We start from the raw sequence: 18662 nt of genomic DNA on the forward strand, positions 1-18662 counted from the left end.
AGAAAATGAGCGAAATTAAGCGTATTCGAGTTAATAACCGGTTCAGCGAGGCTGTTGTTCATGGCGGCATCGTTTATATTTCCGGACAGGTTGACTTGTCTGCTGCCCGCACAGCGCGCCAGCAGACTAAAAATGTTTTGGCCATAATTGATGAATTGCTTGCAGAAGCGGGGACTGATAAAAGCCGCTTACTTCGCGCTTTTGTCTATTTGGCCAATATCGGTGATCTTCAAGATATGAACAAAGAATGGGAAGCGTGGGTGGTACCCGAAAGTACTCCTGCCAGGACAGTGGCTCAATGCGAACTTTCCAGCCCTGCCTTTTTAGTTCAAGTTTCAGCAGAAGCTGCACTCTAAGACTAATCCGCTGGTAAGAAAATGGCTCCATAGGTGAAAATCTGTGGAGTTATTTTTTACTTTATTTTGATTTGTACGTTTGTTTAGGACAAATTAAAAGATTTCGACAACTAATTGGCCATAATTTAGAATTGACCGAATTATGAGGAAGACAGATTCTGTATCAGGTCTGTTTTTGATAAAAAGATTTTAAGTAGGAAATAAAATGGAAGAGTCGAATCCTCCGTTATCTCTGGCTGATGTCAGAAGAATCATTGAACCGCTTTACGAGGGACAGGTACTTTTTACGGGAGAGCCCGTGATGTCTCATGCAGAAGGTGTGGTCGACATTCTTCGCGGAATTAGAGACGATGACGATTTATTGGCTGCCGGTTATCTTTTCTTTGTCTGGGATCAGCTAAAAAATCCTAAAGAATGGCTGACTAAACATTTTGGTCGTCACGTTTGCGAGCTAGTTACTAATCTGAAAGTTGTTTTGGATGTGAGCGAGAAAGCTCGTTCGCGTGAGGGCGAAGCAAAAATCAGTGAGCAACCGGAAGCTGTCAGAAGACTCCTTCTCGCTCTTTGTCAAGATTTGCGGGTTGTTCTTCTCAGACTTGCCTCAAGACTTCAAACACTTCGTTATTTTGCCGCTACTAAGGCTCCGGGCGCTGAGGAGTATGGAGCCGAAACATTAGCGTTGTATTCTCCGCTGGCTAACAGGCTTGGTATTTGGCAGATGAAATGGGAGTTGGAAGATCTTTCTCTCCGTTTTACTAAACCAAAAGAATTCGCTCAAATTGCAGTAGCTTTGGAAGAGACAAGAGAGGAGAGAGTTGCCTCCATTCAAGAGGCGGTTAAACGAATCCAAAAACTTTTAGTTAAAAACGGCATTCAAGCCTCTGTCAGCGGCAGACCTAAGCATATTTATTCCATTTGGAAGAAGATGTGCAAGAAGAATCTTAAGTTTGAGCAGCTTTATGACGTCAGAGCAGTTCGAATCATTGTCGACTCCGTTGAGAAGTGCTATGAAACACTTTCTCTCATTCAAGAAAACAGCGAAGTTCTCTCTAAAGAGTTCGACGATTACATTGCCAAACCAAAACCAAACGGCTATCAATCCTTGCATACGGTGGTAGTCGGTTCGCAAGGTAAGCCATTGGAAATCCAGATTCGTACGCGCGCAATGCATGAGTTCGCCGAGCTTGGTGTGGCTGCTCACTGGCGCTATAAAGAAGGTTCTAAGCGAAAAGCAGGAGAAAATGAAGAAGACCGGGTTGCATGGCTCAGACAAATGCTTGCTTGGAAGTCTGATGTTCAGCAAACCCCGACTCCGGATAAACTCAAAGATGAGCATATTTATGTTCTTACTCCACAGGGGAAGGTCTTAGATTTGATTGCCGGCAGTACGCCGATTGATTTTGCCTACCATCTTCATACAGAGCTGGGTCACCGTTGTCGCGGCGCAAAGGTTGATGGTGTAATGGTTCCGCTTAACACGAAGCTTCAAAGCGGTCAGACCGTTGAGATTATAACCGTGAAGGTTGGGGCACCTAGCAGAGACTGGCTTAATCCTGAACTTGGCTTTGTTGCTTCTCCTCGCTCCCGCACAAAGGTGCGTCAATGGTTTAATGCTCAAGAAATGGAGCAAGCTATTACTGCGGGCCGAGAAAAGATTGACAAAGATCTTGCCCGTTTAGGCAAAACAGCGGTTAAGTTGGAAGAACTGGCAAAGAAATTAGGCTTTGACAGCGTAGATGAGCTTTGCTTAGCTGCAGGTAAGGATGAATTAGGTCAAAAAGCCATTGAAAACGTCCTGGCGCCGCGAGTAGAGGAAAAACAAGAAGAGACAGTCGCCACAACTAAGAAAACAGCTCATCACGATAAAGGAAAGGTTCTCGTTGTCGGAGTGGACTCTCTTCTGACTCAGTTAGCAAGATGCTGCCATCCGGTTCCTCCGGATCCTATTGTCGGGTTCGTGACAAGAGGACGTGGAGTGACAGTACACCGTGCAGACTGCCCCAATATCAGAAATCTTGATGATGAAGGCCATGACAGGCTTATTGAAGTGTCTTGGACAACTGATACCGATGTAAGCTACCCTGTTGAGATTTTGATTATTGCTATTGAACGTGTCGGTTTGCTAAGGGATATTTCTGAAGTATTTTCGAAGGAAAAGCAGCCGGTAGTTGCTATGAACTCTTCAAGAAACAAAGGAGACTTGCATTTCAACTTTACTATTGAGATTAAGAATTCGGAGGATTTGAAGAGAACCTTGAATGCACTTCGAGAAATTAAAAACGTGGTAAGTGCACGACGAAAATAGAATTCGATTTTTGAATTACTTTTAGCCCGCTTTACGCGGGCTTTTTACAGCCGTTGCACAGCGAGCTTGCTGCCGACAGTTAGAGAAGAAAAGCAGAGTTTTTGCTTATTTCATAGAAAATATTGTCTCAAAACCTCAAAAAAATTCTTAAATCTTCGCTCCTACAATCCTTAAAATGCAAGAATGTGTAAAACCGTCAATTGTAAAACAAATAGTTATGAACGGTCTAGAAAAATTTTCTCATTTTGACTTGCCAAGTCAAAAAACTACTGGTATAGTTCAAACCTCTTCAGGCACATAGCTCAGCTGGTTAGAGCATCACCTTGACATGGTGGGGGTCGTTGGTTCGAGTCCAATTGTGCCTACCAAGATTCCGTCCGCAGGCTTTCAGGAGCTTGCGGATTTTCATTTTGCGCAAAGTATGCGGCATTGTCTAGCCGGAAATTTTCCTCGAAAAATTTAAGCCGATGGGAGATTTCCTGAGTTTTTCAGCATGTCCCAAACGAATTCTGCGGCTTTGAACAGGGAACGGTTTTTCTTTCTAACAGCAACATGTCCTGCTGCTCTTTCAGGCTTTACCGGAAGAAATTTCAGACCAGGCTTTCCACGATTGATGAAAGATCCTTCTACGCAAAGAAGGGAACCGAAGCCGGCAGTTACCATTGAAAGTGCGTTAGAAGGTAAGTTATGGTACGCCGCAACCTTAAGTTTTTTTTCAGGGACATGAAGCCAACTGGCGATTTCGTCTAATACGATATAGCGCCTTGGGAGGATGAGAGGCAATTGGCTGACTTCCTCATAAGTAAAATGAGTTTTTCCTTCAGAGATATCAATTTCTCTGACTACAAGACCCCATCGATCCCTACTCGGGATGGGAGTTTGAATGTACTTGGCACTTTCCACCGGTTCTAAGAGAACGCAGATATCTAGTTTGTTTTCATCTAAAGAGCGTTTTAAATCATCGCTGTCGGCGGAGTAAATTTCAAAGCAAACGTGCGAGTAATCTCGTGTAAATTCCCCGATCTTCTCAGTAAGAAAATCCATGGCCGAACTTTCGACGACTCCAATCCGAACAATTCCTCGCAAGAAATCTCCTTTTTCAGAGAGTTCGCGTTTGGCTTGGTTTGCAAGAGCAAGAATTTCTTCAGCCCGATGTAAAAAGAGATAGCCGCTCTCAGTCAGAGTCAGGTTGCGAGTGCTTCGATTAAGCAGTTTCGTACCAACCTCTTCTTCTAATTCTTGGAGCTGACGAGTTAAAGCCGGTTGAGAAATAAAAAGCGCTTCGGAAGCTCTCGTAATGTTTCCGAGCTTGCAGATCGTAATAAAAGACCTGAGGACACGTAAATCCATATTCAAGTTCCATTCATGCACAGATTTTATTAAATACTATTATAAATAAGTATTGGATATAAAAGAAGAGAATTTATAAAATTTGTTTATCAAATTAAAAGGTGATGGACATGAACAAACAGCTTTGTATCTCTTCAGCCGCAGTACTCTCGTTAACGACTCTTCTTATGTGTTCTTTGGTACAAGCCAAAACTGCTGTCGTATATTTCTCTAAATTTGAGAATTCAGTGAGTCCAACCGTGGACTCGGTAACTCAAGCCTCTTATCATCCTTCTTCCAAGCTCGGCTCATCAGCTTATGTTGCTAACATCATTGCCAAAACCAACTCAAGCGATGTGTATCCGATTAGAGTGAAGAGTCCGTATCCGGATTCTTTTGAAGAAACGATTGAACGAAATCATAGTGAACAGAACCGGGGTACTAGACCAGAGCTTATTTCCGTACCTGATTTAACTCCTTACGATACGATCTATTTAGGATTTCCGGTCTGGAATATGAGAGTCCCCCAAGCGGTTGTAAGCTTTTTGGCGACAGAGAATCTTAAAGGTAAGCGTGTGATTCCGTTCTGTACTCATGACGGTTATGGCTGTGCATCTGCTTTTGGTTCCTTAAACCGATTCTTGCCTCAAAGCCAAGTAGAAAAGGATGGATTTCAATTATCCTCAGCAGATTTGGATTCCGCTCCGACTAGAGTTTCGGCTTGGTTAAAACGCTTTGTTCCGGATGCACAAGCATCTTCTCTTAGAAAAATTTCATGTACCGTGGGAGGCAGAAAGCTAACCATAGAACTGAACAATACTCCCGAGGCAATGGAGTTTTACCGGCAGCTTCCTCTGAAAGCACGCATGGGAGAATTTGGCGGACGGGAGTTTTATGGACCGATGCCCGGCAAAATCAACGCGGTTTCTAAAGGTCAGTACACCTTTGAAGATGGCACTTTAACTTATTGCCCAACAAACGATACAGTTGCGATTTTCTATGCTCAAAGCACTCGGCCGCATTTGAGTATGGCCGTTTATCCAATGGGCAAAGTCACATCAGATCTGTCTGTTTTTAACGAACTTAAATCCTACGAAGTCTTTGAATTCACGAAATAAGAGGTTCGTAATGTTCAAAATCGCAATGCTGATTTTAATTCTGCTTCTTGTGAGCATGAATGTGGTCGAGGAAGAAGCGCATGAATATTTAGCCTTTTTTGCTGCTGCTGTTTTCGTGTGTCACGCTGCGGCTCAGAAGTGGTGGTTTTCCGCTGTCTGTCCGAGGTTTGGCATGGCCCTGAGGATTAAAAGCCTTTCTGTAATTGCCTTAATGATTGTATTTTTGTTCACGATGATCTCAGGAGCTCTTCTTTCCAGGTACGCCCTCCCTATGCTGAGAGTCAAAACAATACAAGCACTGATGATCGACGTGCATCATAGCCTGGGCATGGTTTTTCTCTTACTTTCTTTTTTTCACTTTGGCGTACACCTTTCGATAGAGAAGATCAAAGCAATAGGGATAGTAAAAGTCGGTTTTGTTACCTTGGGAATGCTTGTTTTATACATCGCTTTGCATTGTCTGCCGGACTTTGTATACAGCGACTTCGAGATGAATATGGTCGATTTGCTCCGAAATTATGATTCTGGACTTTTTCTGGTCACCCTTGTTCCGTTTATCTCGGTATTCCTTGGGCTTCTTTTGAACACACTGCCAATTTGGAGGGCCAACAATGTTTAGGCGACACTTCATTCTTTCCGCATTAGTTATGCCGGCTTTTCCGACGATTGTCTTGGGATCCGGACGGAAGATTCTCGTAGCCTATTACTCCTGGTATGACAATACGTTCCAAGAACAGATTAGACCATCGGACATCGACGCAACGACTAGCGCGAGTCTACAGGCTCCGGGTCAAGTTACGATGGCGGCCAGATGGATAGGAGAGGCGACTGCTGCACAAGTGATCCCTATTTTGGCCAAAGAGCCGTATCCGGTGAATTACGACGACTGCTTAGACCAGGCCATTGACGAAAAAACGCGTAAATATCGTCCGGCATTATCCAGCCGACAACTTTTTCCTGAATTTGATTTTCTTTTTCTTGGGTTCCCAAACTGGAGCTATACCTTGCCGATGACAGTCTGCAGTTTCCTGGAAATGCTTCCGGCTAAAGGAAAAATCATTGCTCCGTTTTGCGTTCATGGGACAGGAGGACTGGCTCGAACAAGCGCAGAACTTAGACGGTGCGCTCGGAACGCCAAAATTCTTCCGACTCTTTCCATTAACCGAGACGATTTAGCACATTCAGAACAAACAGTTAAAGAGTGGGCCTTGTATGCATTAAAGCAAACTTTCTAGCACAAAGGAGAAATCAATGAATCGCAGAAGTATCTTACAAACTTTCTTAACGGGCTTTCTTTCCGCTTCGATTACGTCTTACGCCGCTGGAAAGGATCTTAAAAGTCTCATTGTCTTTTATTCAAGATCTGGGCATACGGAGACTTTGGCAAACACTTTAGCGAAGCTAACCGGAGCCGAAACTATAAGAATCGAAAGCACATCTCCCTATCCGACAGATTATGACGCAACAATCGAACGCTTTAAAGCTGAGCGTGCGGCAAACACTCTTCCGGCTATTTATCCGATTGAAAAAGATTTAAATAGCTATGACGTAATTTATATCGGCTCGCCTACGTGGGGAGGACATCTGTGTTATCCAATTCAGAGGTTTCTTCAAGACACGAAGCTCCGAGGAAAAACTCTAATGCTGTTCACATCTCACGGCGGCAGCGGAGAAGCCTCAACTTTGGATGATCTTCAGCGACTGGCGCCGGGAAATCAATATCGCAATATTGCATTTTACGGCAGCGGATTTGGTGCTTCCAAGCAATTCAAACATTGGCTTTCTATCTAGGGAGAATTCATGATGAACAAACTTCGATATTTTGCTCTTTGCTCAGCTGTGGGCTTCTGTGCGGCCGGAGTAGCGGCTGCGCAAACCGTTGCCGACGGTATTAATGTTTTGGGATCAACTTCTGTAAAATTCGCATCCGGACCGGAAACAATCGCAGGTAATTTGTACCTTCCGGCAAATTACGATGCTTCACAAAAATATCCGGCTATCGTGGTGAGTCATCCGTGGGGCGGCGTTAAGGAACAAACTGCAGGTCTCTACGCACAAAGATTAGCGAAAGAAGGTTTTGTCATTTTGGCCTATGATGCCTCTCATTATGGAGAAAGTACCGGCACACCAAGAGATTACGAAGATCCTTCAGTACGGCTGAGAGATATCAGAAGCGCAGTGAGCTTCCTAGAAAATCGTCAGGAAGTAAGGACCGGAGCGGTGGACACCTTAGGTATTTGCGCCGGAGGCGGTTATACCTTGCATGAGGCGCAGTTCGATCCTCGGGTCAAAGCGACGGCCGCTGTCGTAGCCTACGATATCGGGGGAGCGGCCCGGCACGGAATCGAAGGATCTGAGGTCTCTTCTGAGCAGTTCTAAAACACATTGAAAGCTGTTGCCGACGAATGGAGTCGTATTGAAAAAGGAGAAAAGCCGAAGGTTTTTCCGTTGCTCCCGGATAAAAAGGACTGGACGGATAAGACCGATGACTTCACAAAAGAAGCCTTTAGTTACTATCGAGAGAAGCGCGGAGCCTCTCCCAATGCATCCAATAAATTCCATTTTGCAACGTTAGGCTTGTTCGCGGGGTACTATCCGCTTGAACACATGGAGGCGATTTCGCCGAGGCCAGTCCTAATTATCGCTGGAGAAAAGGCACAGACGCTGCGCTTCAGCAAGGAAGCTTACGAAAAAGCAAAAGAACCAAAAGAGCTAGTCGTGGTTCCTGGAGCCTCTCACTTTGCTATGTATGACAAAGAAGAATTTGTGGCGCCTACCGTTGCAAAATTAGCCGATTTCTTTAGAAAGAACCTGATTAGCAAATAGAAGAAGACGGAGATGTCCGTTTCCAAATATAAGGTCAAGAAAATGAGCGTTGTTTTCAAAACACTAACAAACATCACTCAAAGAACACTCGGCTCAGGAGAGGCTGCTTTAACCGTCAGTCCTCTAGGTTTTGGCTGCATGGGAATGACACACCATAGAGGTCCGATCAAGGAGCGAGCTTCTATGGTTCGTCTTCTTAAGGAAGCTGTAGACTGCGGATGCACATTTTTTGATACGGCTGAAATCTACGGTCCTTTCAATAATGAAGAGTTGGTTGGAGAAGCACTCGGAGACAAAGCATTCATTTTCGTAGCTACAAAATTTGGTCATGCCTTTGACGTAAACGAAAAGCCGATTTACGGAGCGCTGGACAGCTCGCCTAAGAGAATTAGGAAGGTTTGTGAGGCCTCTCTTAAACGACTAAAGAGAGATGTCATCGATGCTTTTTACCAACATCGTGTCGATCCGAAAGTTCCGCCGGAAGTGGTTGCGGAGACGGTGAAGTACCTGGTTAAAGAAGGAAAAGTCAGACATTTCGGTCTTTGTGAAGCTTCTGCTGAGGTCATCCGAAGAAGTCATAAGATTTTTCCGGTAACAGTTTTACAAAGTGAATACCATCTTATGTGGCGTGAAGCTGAGCACAAGATATTTCCAACATTAGAGGAATTAGGTATCGGTTTCGTTCCGTATAGCCCGTTAAACAGAGTTTTTTGGCTGGATCTATTACACCAGGAACGAGGTTTACTGCTGTCAATGACCATCGGTCTTCGCTTCCACGATTTACGCCGGATGCGATTAGCAAAAATTACGGAATTGTTGAGAAGCTCAAGGATTTTGGAAATCGTCACGGACTATCCGCTGCTCAAGTTCAATTGGGCTGGACTCTTTCTAAAAAGCCTTGGATTGTGCCGATCCCGGGAACTACTCGAGCAGAACATATGAAAGAGAATTTTTCTTCGGAATGCGTTGGGATTGACGGGCGTGAGTGGAGAATTCTCGAAGATGAAATTATGCGCCAGCCTGTTGTGGGGAGCAGATACGGAAAAGTTGAAGCCGCTCAGGTGAGTTAAGCGTATTTCAGGAAAAATCTTAAGGACTTTCGCAAGAGTGCTGAAACTTTTATCAGTTACTGCCGGAGACCTTGTTCTTCAGGAAGGAGGGGCGAACAACGGATTTTGCCGGCAGGAACTGTTTACTTATGAATAAGAAAACAAAAAGGTCAACAGCAGAGAAGTATTTTTACTAGAGATTTTCCATTGCATCGAACACAACTACAGACACTCCGGCCTCGGTTGGTTCTAAAGACGGGAAATGGAAATATTGCTATTTTTTCTCGCGGAGTTTTTGGCCTGCAAGCCGCACTTCTTCTAGAGCCTGCTTTCCGGTCATGCATTCAATGACAAGCGCGTACACTTCTACATATTGCTTCGAAGACTGAATCTCGTCTTCATTGTCAGGAATCCCGAAACAAAATTTTTCAGCCAAGGCTCGTAATGCTTTGACTTTTTCTTCTTCGGTCTCAATTTTTTTGAGGTGCCCCCAAACGATCACGCTTCTGAAATCGTTGGCTCGCAGAGAAGGTACTACGAAGCTCTGATCAACCACACAAAAACTGGTTTTAGAGGTTCGCTTAAAACTCTCAGATTTATAGCCTTTGGGCCGGCCGTGAAAAAATATCTTGTCACCATGCCGAACGAAGCTCACAGGAACGGTATAGATATAGCCGTCATCTCCGTTTAAACCGATGACTCCGTGAATGTTCCTGTCCAGTATGGCTTTACATTCTTCAATACTTAGTACTTGTTTATTTCGAACGATGTCTTGTCTCATTAGTAGGCTCGATTAAGAAAGTTTGTAATGCCGTCTCTTAGCTGACGGTAGCTATCAGTCAATATCTGTTCAGAGAAATGTGCATATCCTAAAATCAAACCGGACTGAGGTTTCTCCTTCACATAACAGGGGGAGAGAGGTCGGCTTTCTATATGATAATTTTGTCGTAAATAGAGGTTTAGCTCGACATCATTTATTTTTAACTCGGGTTTGAAGATAAAGGTTAAATGCGTACCGCCGGTATTTGCTTCCAGAGCTCCAAACTGGCTTAGAAGAGATTGGATGCATTGGACGGAAGTTTCGCGCCGCTTTTGATACATTCTTTTGAGTCTTCTGATATGAGCCTCATAGAAGCCGCCCTCAATAAATTCTGTAAGGATTACCGAGTGGACCTCACTCGAATGTCTGAGGGTCAGCATTTTTATGCCTTCAATGATCGGGATTAATTGTTCAGGAACAACAATGTATCCCATGTTGAACCCAGGATATATCGTTTTAGTAAAACTTCCCATGTAAATGGTTGAGCCAGTTTTATCTAAGGATGCAATGGCTGGGTTGGGTTCGTCAGCGGTAAAGAGTTCGGTATCGTAACCGTCTTCTAAAATCCACTTTCCGCAAGAATTTGCCCAGTCGATAAGTTCTAGTTTCCTCTCCAGACTCATCAACTGTCCTGTCGGATACTGAAAGCTCGGTGTGACGATTACAGCATCCAGCTCTTTATCGCTAGAAAGCTGATTGATACAGATACCATTCTCGTTTGCCGGAATAGGAATAGGACGGTGCCCTAAAAATTCAACTAAATCACGATGAGGCCTGAAGCCGGGATCTTCAACTGCGATTTTGGCGCCTTCACTAAACAGAGCTTGTAAAGCTAAATAAAGGTCTTCCTGAACCCCGGATGTGATAATTACTTGAGAACCGGAACAATTGATTCCTCTGCTTCTTCTCAACAAATCAGCAATGACTTTTTTAAATGGCCGATAGCCGCCCGGTTCTGCGTAGGCATTGTGCATCCAGGGGCTTTTTGAAACTCTTCCCACGATTGTTGTCCAGTCTTTTCCCGGGAGGCTTTCCATGTCAGGCGCAATAAGAGCAAAAGGTACTTCCTTTTGTACTGGAAACTGTAAAGCCTGTTTTGCAATTTCAGTTTTAACTGGTAATTTGGGTTTTTTTATGTTGTTGGACAATGTTGCAATGGAAGATTTATGTAAATCCAAATCAATTGCGCATTCACTGACAAAACAACCCCGGCCTTTCTCACTGAATATCCATCCTTCTTCTAATAAGCGCTTGTAAGCCTGCGTGACTGTCGTACGAGACAGATTCAGCATAGCACTTAAAACTCGAGAAGACGGAAGTTCATCACCGCTTTTTAAAAAACCTTCGGAAATCAGATTTTCGATTTTCTTTGACAGTTGATAATAAGCCGGAGGAGATTCTTTCTCCTTGTTTATCCGGATAATCTGAAAACATGGATTAATGGCTTGGGTCATAAAAATCTGTGTCAGCAAATAACTTCCAACTTAGAATAATCAGAAAATATTATCAAAGCACTCGGTGCTTTTGTTTAACAGCAATGTGAGAAAAAACTGAAACGAAGCATAAAACTTCGTTTCAGTTAAAGATTGCCTAGCCTTTGATCGCCTTATTAGCTTCGGTTGTGGCTGTTCTTAATTTCTTGATAACTTCGGAGGAAGTCTTTTCGAACCCTCTCGGATCATGAACTCCTTCCGAATAGTCACTGAAGTACCAACCTCTAGTGTGTAAATACAGACTGTAGGCGTCTTGAAGTTCTTTGTATTGAGTTTCCGGTATCTTAACGTCGCCATTCTTGGCTTGTACTAGCAGTTTTCTAGCGGCAGCGCCGTACCGTTCGAGTCTTTCTTTATGGATACGGTATCTTTGTTGGATAGTTGCAACCATGTAAGCTGCTTGACCTTCACTCCAGTTGTCTCTGTTCGGATTGCCGTGGCAGTCGCTGCGGGCGCATGTGTTCTTGTATTTAAGGCTCGGTAAGCTCGGCTGGTGTTCCAATTTACCGTTTTCTTTTTTCGCGAAATGGCAGTCAGTGCAGCCTACTCCGGCTTTACCGTGTGTGGAACCAACAAGTGTTTCCATGTGATAGTGGTCAGTAGAAACCTTCTTTACACCAGTTTCTTTGTCAATACCATTATGCAGTCCTAAGCCTCTGACAATATTCCAACGCTCGATTGGATTGGCCGCAAAAAACGTTCCCACGGACCATCCTTCTCGATCAATCGCCTCTTTGGGATGAGCAAGCTGGCCGTCGGAATCTTTGTAGAAAGTTTCAGAACGATTGTGTCCTTGGTGGCACTGTCCGCACATATAGTTTGAATTGGCTTTTTCCAAAATGGCAATCTTTCTCGGATAGCCTCTTACACCCATATTGAAAACTTCAATCTTCGGATAACCTGTCTTGCCGGCATTCTTTTGATAGTTGTAGTCCTTGAAGTCCTTATGGGTCATGGCTTCTATCAAGTGATCAAAAACAATTCTTGGTTCGGCCGAGTGAGGATCATGACAGGTAATGCAGTTAAAACTGTTGTTGACGGTCTTCAATACTTTGTGATCCGGATCATTGAAAGCTAGAGGAGCTTTCGGATGTTTCTTTCCGAGGTATGCAAAATCCATCATATTGTCGCTAGTTTTGCATTTAAGACAGTCGGAACGGCCCATAATCTCTCTTCCTTTGTGCGGGCGCCATGTTAGGGACAGAGTTTTTGACGGCTTAATGGCATCACCTTCTTGAGGTCTGGTGTCAATTAAAGCCTCCCACATAGGAGCTCCGGGCTTGGACATGTCCTTATAAAAGTCTTTGTATTCATAGCGACCGTCAGAACGAATGTTTGCTAAATCTGTGACGATGCTTGAGTGAAATCTAGGCAAACGATATTGAATGTCGCGGAAGGAGTTATCGCCAGCGATATCTCTAATGACGGAATACGTCTGAGGTTTATTGTTCAAAGCCCACTGATAGTGGTACTTGGGATCCATAATGTCTTTGTGCTGTTCCTGGTGACACTGACCGCAGGCCGCATATTCAAAGTGGGTCGTGGGGCGATTGTCTGCGCTCGGGGCTTTTAAGTGGTTTGCTTCGATATCATGGCAGGAGGTGCAGTTTAAATTTTTGTGGGCACCTCTGGTGGATAATGTTTTAATGGCCGTACTATGACAACCAAAACATTGGTTCTTGTCTATTTCTTTTAAGAAATTTGAATTTGTCGTATTGTCAGCAGCAAAAACCGATGTAGCAAGTAACATGGAAAAGCTTAATAAGGTAGTGGTCGATAGAAATTTCATTTATTTCTCCTTGTTCACAAAACCATTTTATTAAGGCCGGTTAAGCTTTCTGATACCACTTTGAATCTGGTATTAATGTCCACTTTTAGGTTTTTCCCAGGATTCCGTAGCTGAAAGAGTGGGAGGAAAGATGAATACTCAAAAAAGTTCTAAGAGTGCAGACATCGGAGATGGAGAGGAGAGTTTGGTATTCAGAGGCCGAGGACGATTGGCCAAGAATGAAACTCAATTCTGAACTAACGAAGACAAAAAGGTTCTCGAAGCGAGTAAAAAAATAAATAGATAACTCTCTTTTATCCGTAATCGGACTTACAAGAAAATTCTGAGAGATATGGAAAAGAGGAGAAGAAAGGTTACAAGGCGGTAACCTGTTGAATTTAAATGGTCGGGGCGGCGGGATTCGAACTCGCGACCCCTTGCACCCCATGCAAGTGCGCTACCAGGCTGCGCCACGCCCCGACTGAGAAAGCGAATATTACACCAAAATCACTTGTTGCGCAAAAACTCCGCAGTCTCTTTTAAGTTAGAAGAAATTTCTTGGAGCTCACGAATCATTTCTTTTGAAAGCATTTGAGAAATGGGAGGAGCAGCCAGCGGCGCAAGCTCTTCTGGAACCCCCTCTCTCTCTTTTTTCAGCTCAGAAATAACGCCTTCAATAGATAGGCCTTTGCCGTATCTTAGCTCCCGGATTTTACGGACCAGCAAAATGTCTTGAGGCCGGTACCTTCTTTGATTTCCTCTTCGAATAGGCCGAAGAGCAGGGATTTCAGATTCCCAAAACCTAAGAACATCTTGACGGACACCGCAAAGAGTTACCGCTTCGGAAATTTTGAAAAATTTCTTTTCCGGTGGAATACGCGGTAACTCCGGGAGCTTTGCCATAGTCTTACTTAGCTAATTTGCTCTCGATAAGCTCGCTGTTGGCCTCCACCATGTCTCTTAATTTCGGACTTGTGTGGAAAGTCACAACTCTGCGGGCGGTAATGGCAATTTCTTTACCGGTCTTGGGATTCCTTCCAGGTCTTTCCGGTTTGTCCCTTAATTGAAAGCTTCCGAAGCCTGAGAGCTTGATTGATTCGCCTCTTTCTAGACAGGCGCGGAGCTGATCAAAAAAGAGATCGACAATGTTTCTTGACTGTCTTTTGGAATAGCCGAATTCTTGGGTAAGAAGCTCGGCTAAATGCGCTTTAGTCAAGGTTTCATCAGGTCCAAGACCGGTAGAAAAGGTAGCGAGATCCTCGCTATCGTAAATTTCTGTCATTGTTGTCCTCTAAAAATATTATTTTCTAAGAGAAGCGCCTTTTGCTTCTAAAGTCTCAACTAAAGCAGCAACTGCTTCTTCAATTTCGTTCTCTTCAAGAGCTTCTTGATTAGCTTGCAGTTTAATAGCGAAAGCTAAACTCTTCTTGCCTTGCATTTCGGTGTCTTCCTTTTTCGGTTTGTAGACGTCGAATAGGTCGAAAGAGGCCAACGAAAGCAGTCTGGGGTCGGTCTTAGATGCTTTCTTAACGGCATCAAGTAATTCCTGAACAGGAACCTTATCATCAACCCAAACTGCCAAGTCTCTTAAAATCGGCTGTTGTTTTGGAATGCCTTTATAGCTCGGAACATCTGTCTGCATCAAGGCAGTGGCATCTACCTCAAAGACGACGGGTGCATGCGGCAGATTGTACTGCTGAAGAATCTTCGGATGAATTTCACCAATAAAACCAATCTGTTCGCCGTTAAGCATTACTTTGGCAGTACGCCCTGGATGAAGAGCAGGGTGCTTGTACGGTTCAAAACGAAGCTTCAGCGGGAAAGCAAAGGCTTCCAGAACGCCTTTTAAGTCGTAGAAGTCAACCAAGCGCTTTTCCTGACCCCATTGAGCCGGAGCGGCAGCACCGTAAGAAAGAGCGGCAAAGTGAACTGGCTGTTCAACGCCTTGTACGGAAGAGTCGGAACCTTTGATTTCGTCATTCTTCCAGAATACACGGCCGTATTCGAAGATGTTCACTCTTTCTGCCTTGCGGTTTAGATTGAAAACCAGATTGTCAATTAACCCGGAGATCATCTGAGTGCGCATGACATTCATTTGGCTTGCGATCGGGTTTAACACCTTGATGACGTCTTCTTTTTCAGTAAAGAGGGTATCAGCCTTGTCTTCAACGAAAGAGTAGTTAATTAATTCCTGGAAGCCCAAGCCTGCAAGTTTGCAGCGGAGCTGATGACGAGTACGGGTGTCTTCCGGCTGTTCCTTCATTTGAATGCGTGCAAGCGGAGGAACTTCAGGAAGAGCTTCATAGCCGATCAAGCGGGCAACTTCTTCAATCAAATCTTCTTCAATTTCAATATCGAAGCGGTAAGAAGGAGCAGTTACGGTGAAGACGCTGTCTTCTTTCACATACGGGAAGTTAAGATTTTTCAGGCACTGTTCCATCTGGTCATCGGTAATATCAATGCCGATGACTTTACGGCAGCGATCAGCACGCATCTTAACTTGCTTGGTCTCAGGCAATGCAATGACTTGATCGACGACAGGTCCGATCTTCGTTTCGGGCGTGCCGCAAATTTCTACTACCAGCTTTGTGATGTATTCCAAATGTTCAGGATTGCTTGCGAAATCAACGCCTCGTTCGAATCTATAAGCGGCATCGGTAGAGAAGTTTAATTTTCTGCATCTGCCCTGAATTGAAGTCGGCCACCAGAAAGCGGCTTCTACAAAAATGTTTTTAGTATCGAGGGAGATGGAAGTACCTTCTCCTCCCATGATGCCGGCAATGGCTTCAACGCCGTTGTCATCGGCAATCACGCCGAAATACGGATCGATATCGACGGTCTTTCCGTTAAGAAGTTCGGCTTTTTCGCCTTCCTTGCCCCAACGGACAACGAGTGGCCCGTTGATTTTGTCCAGGTCAAAGAAGTGAGTGGGACGGCCGAGTTCGAGCATCACATAGTTTGAGATGTCAACTAAGGCTGAAATAGAGCGCTGACCCGATCTTTCAAGACGGTCTTTCATCCATTGCGGAGTTGGTGCTTTGGCATTCAATCCGGCGATAATACGGCCGGAGAAGCGGCCGCAAAGCTCGGGTGCTTCAACCTTAACTTCTTTGGTGCAATGGCAAGTCGGTTCAACCGGAGAGAAATCCGGAGTTGTCATTTCAGCACCCGTCATGGCACGTAAATCGCGTGCAATGCCGAGAATGCTGAGAGCGTCGCCTCTGTTCGGAGTCAGCTTAATTTCAATCTTCTTGCCGTCCAGATGGGCGTACTTGCGAATATCTTCGCCGACAGGAGCATCAGCCGGGAGGATCCAAAGGCCTCTGTGATCTTCATCAATTCCGAGTTCACGGGAGGAACAAAGCATACCGTTGCTGACTTCTCCGCGAAGTTTGGATTTTTTAATCTTGAAATTACCCGGCAATACAGCGCCGTCAAGTGCACATGGAACTTTGACTCCGGGCGCAACGTTTGGGGCTCCGCAGACGATTTGAATTGGCTCGCCTTTGCCAGTGTCTACTGTACAGACGTGAAGCTTATCTGCGTTAGGATGCTGATCGACGGTCAGTACTTGAGCAACAACAACACCATGAAAGTCAGGAGCAATGGAATCCATGCCTTCAACTTCCAAACCGCCCATGGTTAACTTTTCACATAACTGTTTGCTGTCAAGATCAGGATTAATGTAATGGCGCAGCCATTCTTCTGAAAATAGCATTCTTTTTCCTCTGGACGTTAGTTAAATTGCTGAAGGAATCTGAGGTCGCCTTCAAAGAAAAGTCTTAAGTCGTCAATGCCGTAGCGGAGCATTGTCAGTCTTTCTAAGCCGGAGCCGAAAGCAAAACCAATGTATTTTTCCGGGTCAAGACCGAAGTTTCTGACAACATTCGGATGAACTTCGCCGGCACCGCTGATTTCAAGCCATTTACCTTTTCTTGGGCCGCTTGTGAACATCATGTCGACTTCAGCGCTAGGTTCTGTAAAGGGGAAGTAGCTCGGACGGAATCTGACAATAAGGTCTTCGGTTTCAAAGAAGCGGCGAAGGAAATCTACATAAACTCCCTTGAGATCAGCAAAGCTGATGTTCTCTTCGATCCAAAGTCCTTCAACCTGATGGAACATCGGAGAGTGAGTAGCGTCGGAGTCAACGCGGTATGTTCTTCCAGGAGCAATAACCTTAATTGGCGGCTTGTTCTGGCGGGCATAACGGACCTGCATCGGAGAAGTATGCGGACGTAAAGGCATCTGTTTGCCTGTTTCGTCAATCATGTCAACGTAGAACGTATCCTGCATGCTGCGCGCCGGATGGTTTGGGGGATTGTTCAGGGCGGTAAAGGTGTACCAGTCAGTTTCTATCTCAGGACCGTCAGCAACTTCAAAACCGATGGTTCTAAAGATTTCCTCTACTCTCATCCAGGTCTTCATTACAGGATGAATACCGCCGATCCCCTGTGTACGGCCCGGAAGTGTGATGTCGATTGCTTCGGCAGAGAGTCTCTTTTCTAACTGGGCGGCAGCAAGTTCTTCCCTTCTTTGATTGAGAAGTGCTTCTACAGCCTGCTTCGTCTTGTTGATGGCTGCTCCTCTTTCTCTTTTTTCTTCGTGAGAGAGTTTGCCCATTCCTTTGAGAAGCTCAGTTAATTGACCGTTCTTGCCGAGAAACTTTGCCTTGGCGTCTTCCAAAGAAGCGGTCGTTTGGGCTTCTTGGAATGCTTGCTTGGCAGATTCAACTATTTGATTGAGGTCTTCCATCTTTTGAACACAAAAAGTTAACTTGAAAAAAAGAAAAGCCTGGAGAAGATAAATTCACCAGGCCTTTGCTAGGATAGATTTCGGACTAAGCCGAAAAATTTTATACAGTTGCTGTATTAGGCGAGACTAGCCTTGGCCTTTTCAACAATAGCAGCAAAACCTTCTTTGTCGAAAATAGCCATGTTAGAGAGAACCTTACGGTCAAGCTCGATGCCGGCTTTCTTCAAACCGTTCATGAACTTGCTGTAGCTCAATCCGTTAGCTCTTGAACCAGCATTAATACGTGCAATCCACAAGCGGCGGAATACGCGCTTCTTGTTGCGGCGGTCACGATAAGCATACTGACCGGCTTTCATGACAGCCTGTTTGGCTACACGATAGACATTGTTGCGACGGAGAGAAAATCCCTTCGACAATGCAAAAACTTTTTTATGACGGGCTCTAGCCGTTACACCACGTTTTACTCGAGGCATTCTATTCTCCTTCTATTAAGCGTAAGGCATCATGCGGCGGATTTCTTTAACATCCGACTCATTGATGGTTACCATACCGCGCAAATGACGTTTGTTCTTTGTCGTGCGTTTTGTGAGAATATGACGCTTTGTTGCGTGGGCACGTTTGATGGAGCCGCCAGAGCGTACTTTGAAGCGCTTGGTAGCTGCCTTTTTGCTTTTCATCTTTGGCATTTTGCCGAGATCCTTATTATTTGATGATTGCAGGCGTCTCTCCGACGGAGAAATCTTGTTAGCCTGATTTCACTTATCGTCCCTATTCAGAACAGGGCGCAATGATACACTAAAAAAACAATAATTTACAAGGAAAAATTAATGTTCCTAGTAACAATTG

19 protein-coding genes, 2 tRNA genes and 1 pseudogene are annotated in these 18662 nt (G+C 44.6%); 11 read left to right on the plus strand and 11 right to left on the minus strand.

All coding sequences use genetic code 11. The features are described from left to right. Window positions 1-5: 5 nt before the first annotated feature. The 3 genes from ADH67_RS00315 (at window position 6) to ADH67_RS00325 (ending at window position 3029) form a co-directional block, all read left to right on the plus strand. Complete coding sequence (locus tag ADH67_RS00315; protein WP_066590593.1) at window positions 6-356, plus strand: RidA family protein; 351 nt, start codon at window positions 6-8, stop codon at window positions 354-356. Window positions 357-561: 205 nt separating this feature from the next. Beyond that, complete coding sequence (locus ADH67_RS00320; RefSeq protein WP_066590594.1) at window positions 562-2661, plus strand: RelA/SpoT family protein; 2100 nt, start codon at window positions 562-564, stop codon at window positions 2659-2661. Between the two features lie 291 nt (window positions 2662-2952). Further along, window positions 2953-3029 (plus strand) — tRNA-Val (locus ADH67_RS00325). Between the two features lie 91 nt (window positions 3030-3120). Here ADH67_RS00325 and ADH67_RS00330 read toward each other — a convergent pair. Beyond that, the gene (locus ADH67_RS00330; RefSeq protein ID WP_066590596.1) at window positions 3121-4011 is read right to left on the minus strand and encodes a LysR family transcriptional regulator; all 891 of its coding nucleotides are present in this window, start codon (window positions 4009-4011) and stop codon (window positions 3121-3123) included. Window positions 4012-4121: 110 nt separating this feature from the next. Here ADH67_RS00330 and ADH67_RS00335 point away from each other — a divergent pair, with 110 nt between their 5' ends. The 8 genes and pseudogenes from ADH67_RS00335 (at window position 4122) to ADH67_RS13580 (ending at window position 9004) form a co-directional block, all read left to right on the plus strand. After that, window positions 4122-5108, plus strand: a complete 987-nt coding sequence (locus ADH67_RS00335) for a cyclophilin-like fold protein (protein ID WP_158212604.1) — start codon at window positions 4122-4124, stop codon at window positions 5106-5108. A 10-nt stretch (window positions 5109-5118) separates the two neighbouring features. Beyond that, on the plus strand, window positions 5119-5727 hold the full coding sequence (locus ADH67_RS00340; RefSeq protein ID WP_066590600.1) for a hypothetical protein: 609 nt from the start codon (window positions 5119-5121) through the stop codon (window positions 5725-5727). After that, on the plus strand, window positions 5720-6343 hold the full coding sequence (locus tag ADH67_RS00345) for a flavodoxin (RefSeq protein ID WP_066590603.1): 624 nt from the start codon (window positions 5720-5722) through the stop codon (window positions 6341-6343). Before ADH67_RS00340 ends, ADH67_RS00345 begins: the two co-directional genes overlap by 8 nt. A gap of 16 nt (window positions 6344-6359) precedes the next feature. Then, window positions 6360-6899, plus strand: a complete 540-nt coding sequence (locus ADH67_RS00350; RefSeq protein ID WP_066590605.1) for a flavodoxin — start codon at window positions 6360-6362, stop codon at window positions 6897-6899. Window positions 6900-6908: 9 nt separating this feature from the next. Then, the gene (locus ADH67_RS13370; protein WP_236578429.1) at window positions 6909-7487 is read left to right on the plus strand and encodes an alpha/beta hydrolase; all 579 of its coding nucleotides are present in this window, start codon (window positions 6909-6911) and stop codon (window positions 7485-7487) included. A 6-nt stretch (window positions 7488-7493) separates the two neighbouring features. Then, window positions 7494-7934: an alpha/beta hydrolase gene (locus ADH67_RS13375; protein ID WP_236578430.1), complete on the plus strand. Its 441-nt coding sequence runs from the start codon at window positions 7494-7496 to the stop codon at window positions 7932-7934. A gap of 144 nt (window positions 7935-8078) precedes the next feature. Then, a pseudogene (locus tag ADH67_RS00360) lies at window positions 8079-8863 on the plus strand (aldo/keto reductase); the annotation flags it as partial. A 9-nt stretch (window positions 8864-8872) separates the two neighbouring features. Further along, a complete protein-coding gene (locus ADH67_RS13580; protein WP_255202342.1) occupies window positions 8873-9004 on the plus strand; it encodes a hypothetical protein in 132 nt (43 codons plus the stop codon). A 253-nt stretch (window positions 9005-9257) separates the two neighbouring features. Here ADH67_RS13580 and ADH67_RS00365 read toward each other — a convergent pair whose 3' ends face one another. From ADH67_RS00365 to rpmI, 10 genes are all read right to left on the minus strand, one after another. Continuing rightward, window positions 9258-9764 carry a pyridoxamine 5'-phosphate oxidase family protein gene (locus ADH67_RS00365; protein WP_066590608.1) on the minus strand — a complete coding sequence of 169 codons (507 nt, stop codon included), beginning with the start codon at window positions 9762-9764 and terminating at the stop codon, window positions 9258-9260. Continuing rightward, window positions 9764-11275, minus strand: coding sequence for a MocR-like pyridoxine biosynthesis transcription factor PdxR (gene pdxR, locus ADH67_RS00370; RefSeq protein WP_143597691.1), 1512 nt, complete (start codon window positions 11273-11275; stop codon window positions 9764-9766). Before pdxR ends, ADH67_RS00365 begins: the two co-directional genes overlap by 1 nt. A gap of 118 nt (window positions 11276-11393) precedes the next feature. Beyond that, entirely contained in the window at window positions 11394-13085 is a 1692-nt protein-coding gene (locus tag ADH67_RS00375; RefSeq protein ID WP_236578431.1) for an ammonia-forming cytochrome c nitrite reductase subunit c552, read from the minus strand. 382 nt (window positions 13086-13467) lie between these two features. Next, a tRNA-Pro gene (locus tag ADH67_RS00380) sits at window positions 13468-13544 on the minus strand. A 27-nt stretch (window positions 13545-13571) separates the two neighbouring features. Further along, window positions 13572-13967: a MerR family transcriptional regulator gene (locus ADH67_RS00385; protein ID WP_066590610.1), complete on the minus strand. Its 396-nt coding sequence runs from the start codon at window positions 13965-13967 to the stop codon at window positions 13572-13574. 4 nt (window positions 13968-13971) lie between these two features. Then, on the minus strand, window positions 13972-14346 hold the full coding sequence (locus ADH67_RS00390) for an integration host factor subunit alpha (protein ID WP_084081389.1): 375 nt from the start codon (window positions 14344-14346) through the stop codon (window positions 13972-13974). A gap of 18 nt (window positions 14347-14364) precedes the next feature. After that, the gene (gene pheT, locus ADH67_RS00395) at window positions 14365-16782 is read right to left on the minus strand and encodes a phenylalanine--tRNA ligase subunit beta (protein WP_066590616.1); all 2418 of its coding nucleotides are present in this window, start codon (window positions 16780-16782) and stop codon (window positions 14365-14367) included. A gap of 17 nt (window positions 16783-16799) precedes the next feature. Then, window positions 16800-17816 (minus strand): phenylalanine--tRNA ligase subunit alpha, encoded by a 1017-nt coding sequence (gene pheS / locus ADH67_RS00400; protein ID WP_066590618.1) that lies wholly within the window; start codon window positions 17814-17816, stop codon window positions 16800-16802. Between the two features lie 116 nt (window positions 17817-17932). Beyond that, a complete protein-coding gene (gene rplT, locus ADH67_RS00405) occupies window positions 17933-18289 on the minus strand; it encodes a 50S ribosomal protein L20 (protein WP_066590620.1) in 357 nt (118 codons plus the stop codon). Window positions 18290-18304: 15 nt separating this feature from the next. Continuing rightward, window positions 18305-18502 carry a 50S ribosomal protein L35 gene (gene rpmI / locus ADH67_RS00410; protein ID WP_066590622.1) on the minus strand — a complete coding sequence of 66 codons (198 nt, stop codon included), beginning with the start codon at window positions 18500-18502 and terminating at the stop codon, window positions 18305-18307. Window positions 18503-18662: the final 160 nt, after the last annotated feature.

The sequence above is a fragment of the Turicimonas muris genome (assembly GCF_002221595.1).
Taxonomy (GTDB): Bacteria; Pseudomonadota; Gammaproteobacteria; order Burkholderiales; family Burkholderiaceae_F; genus Turicimonas; species Turicimonas muris.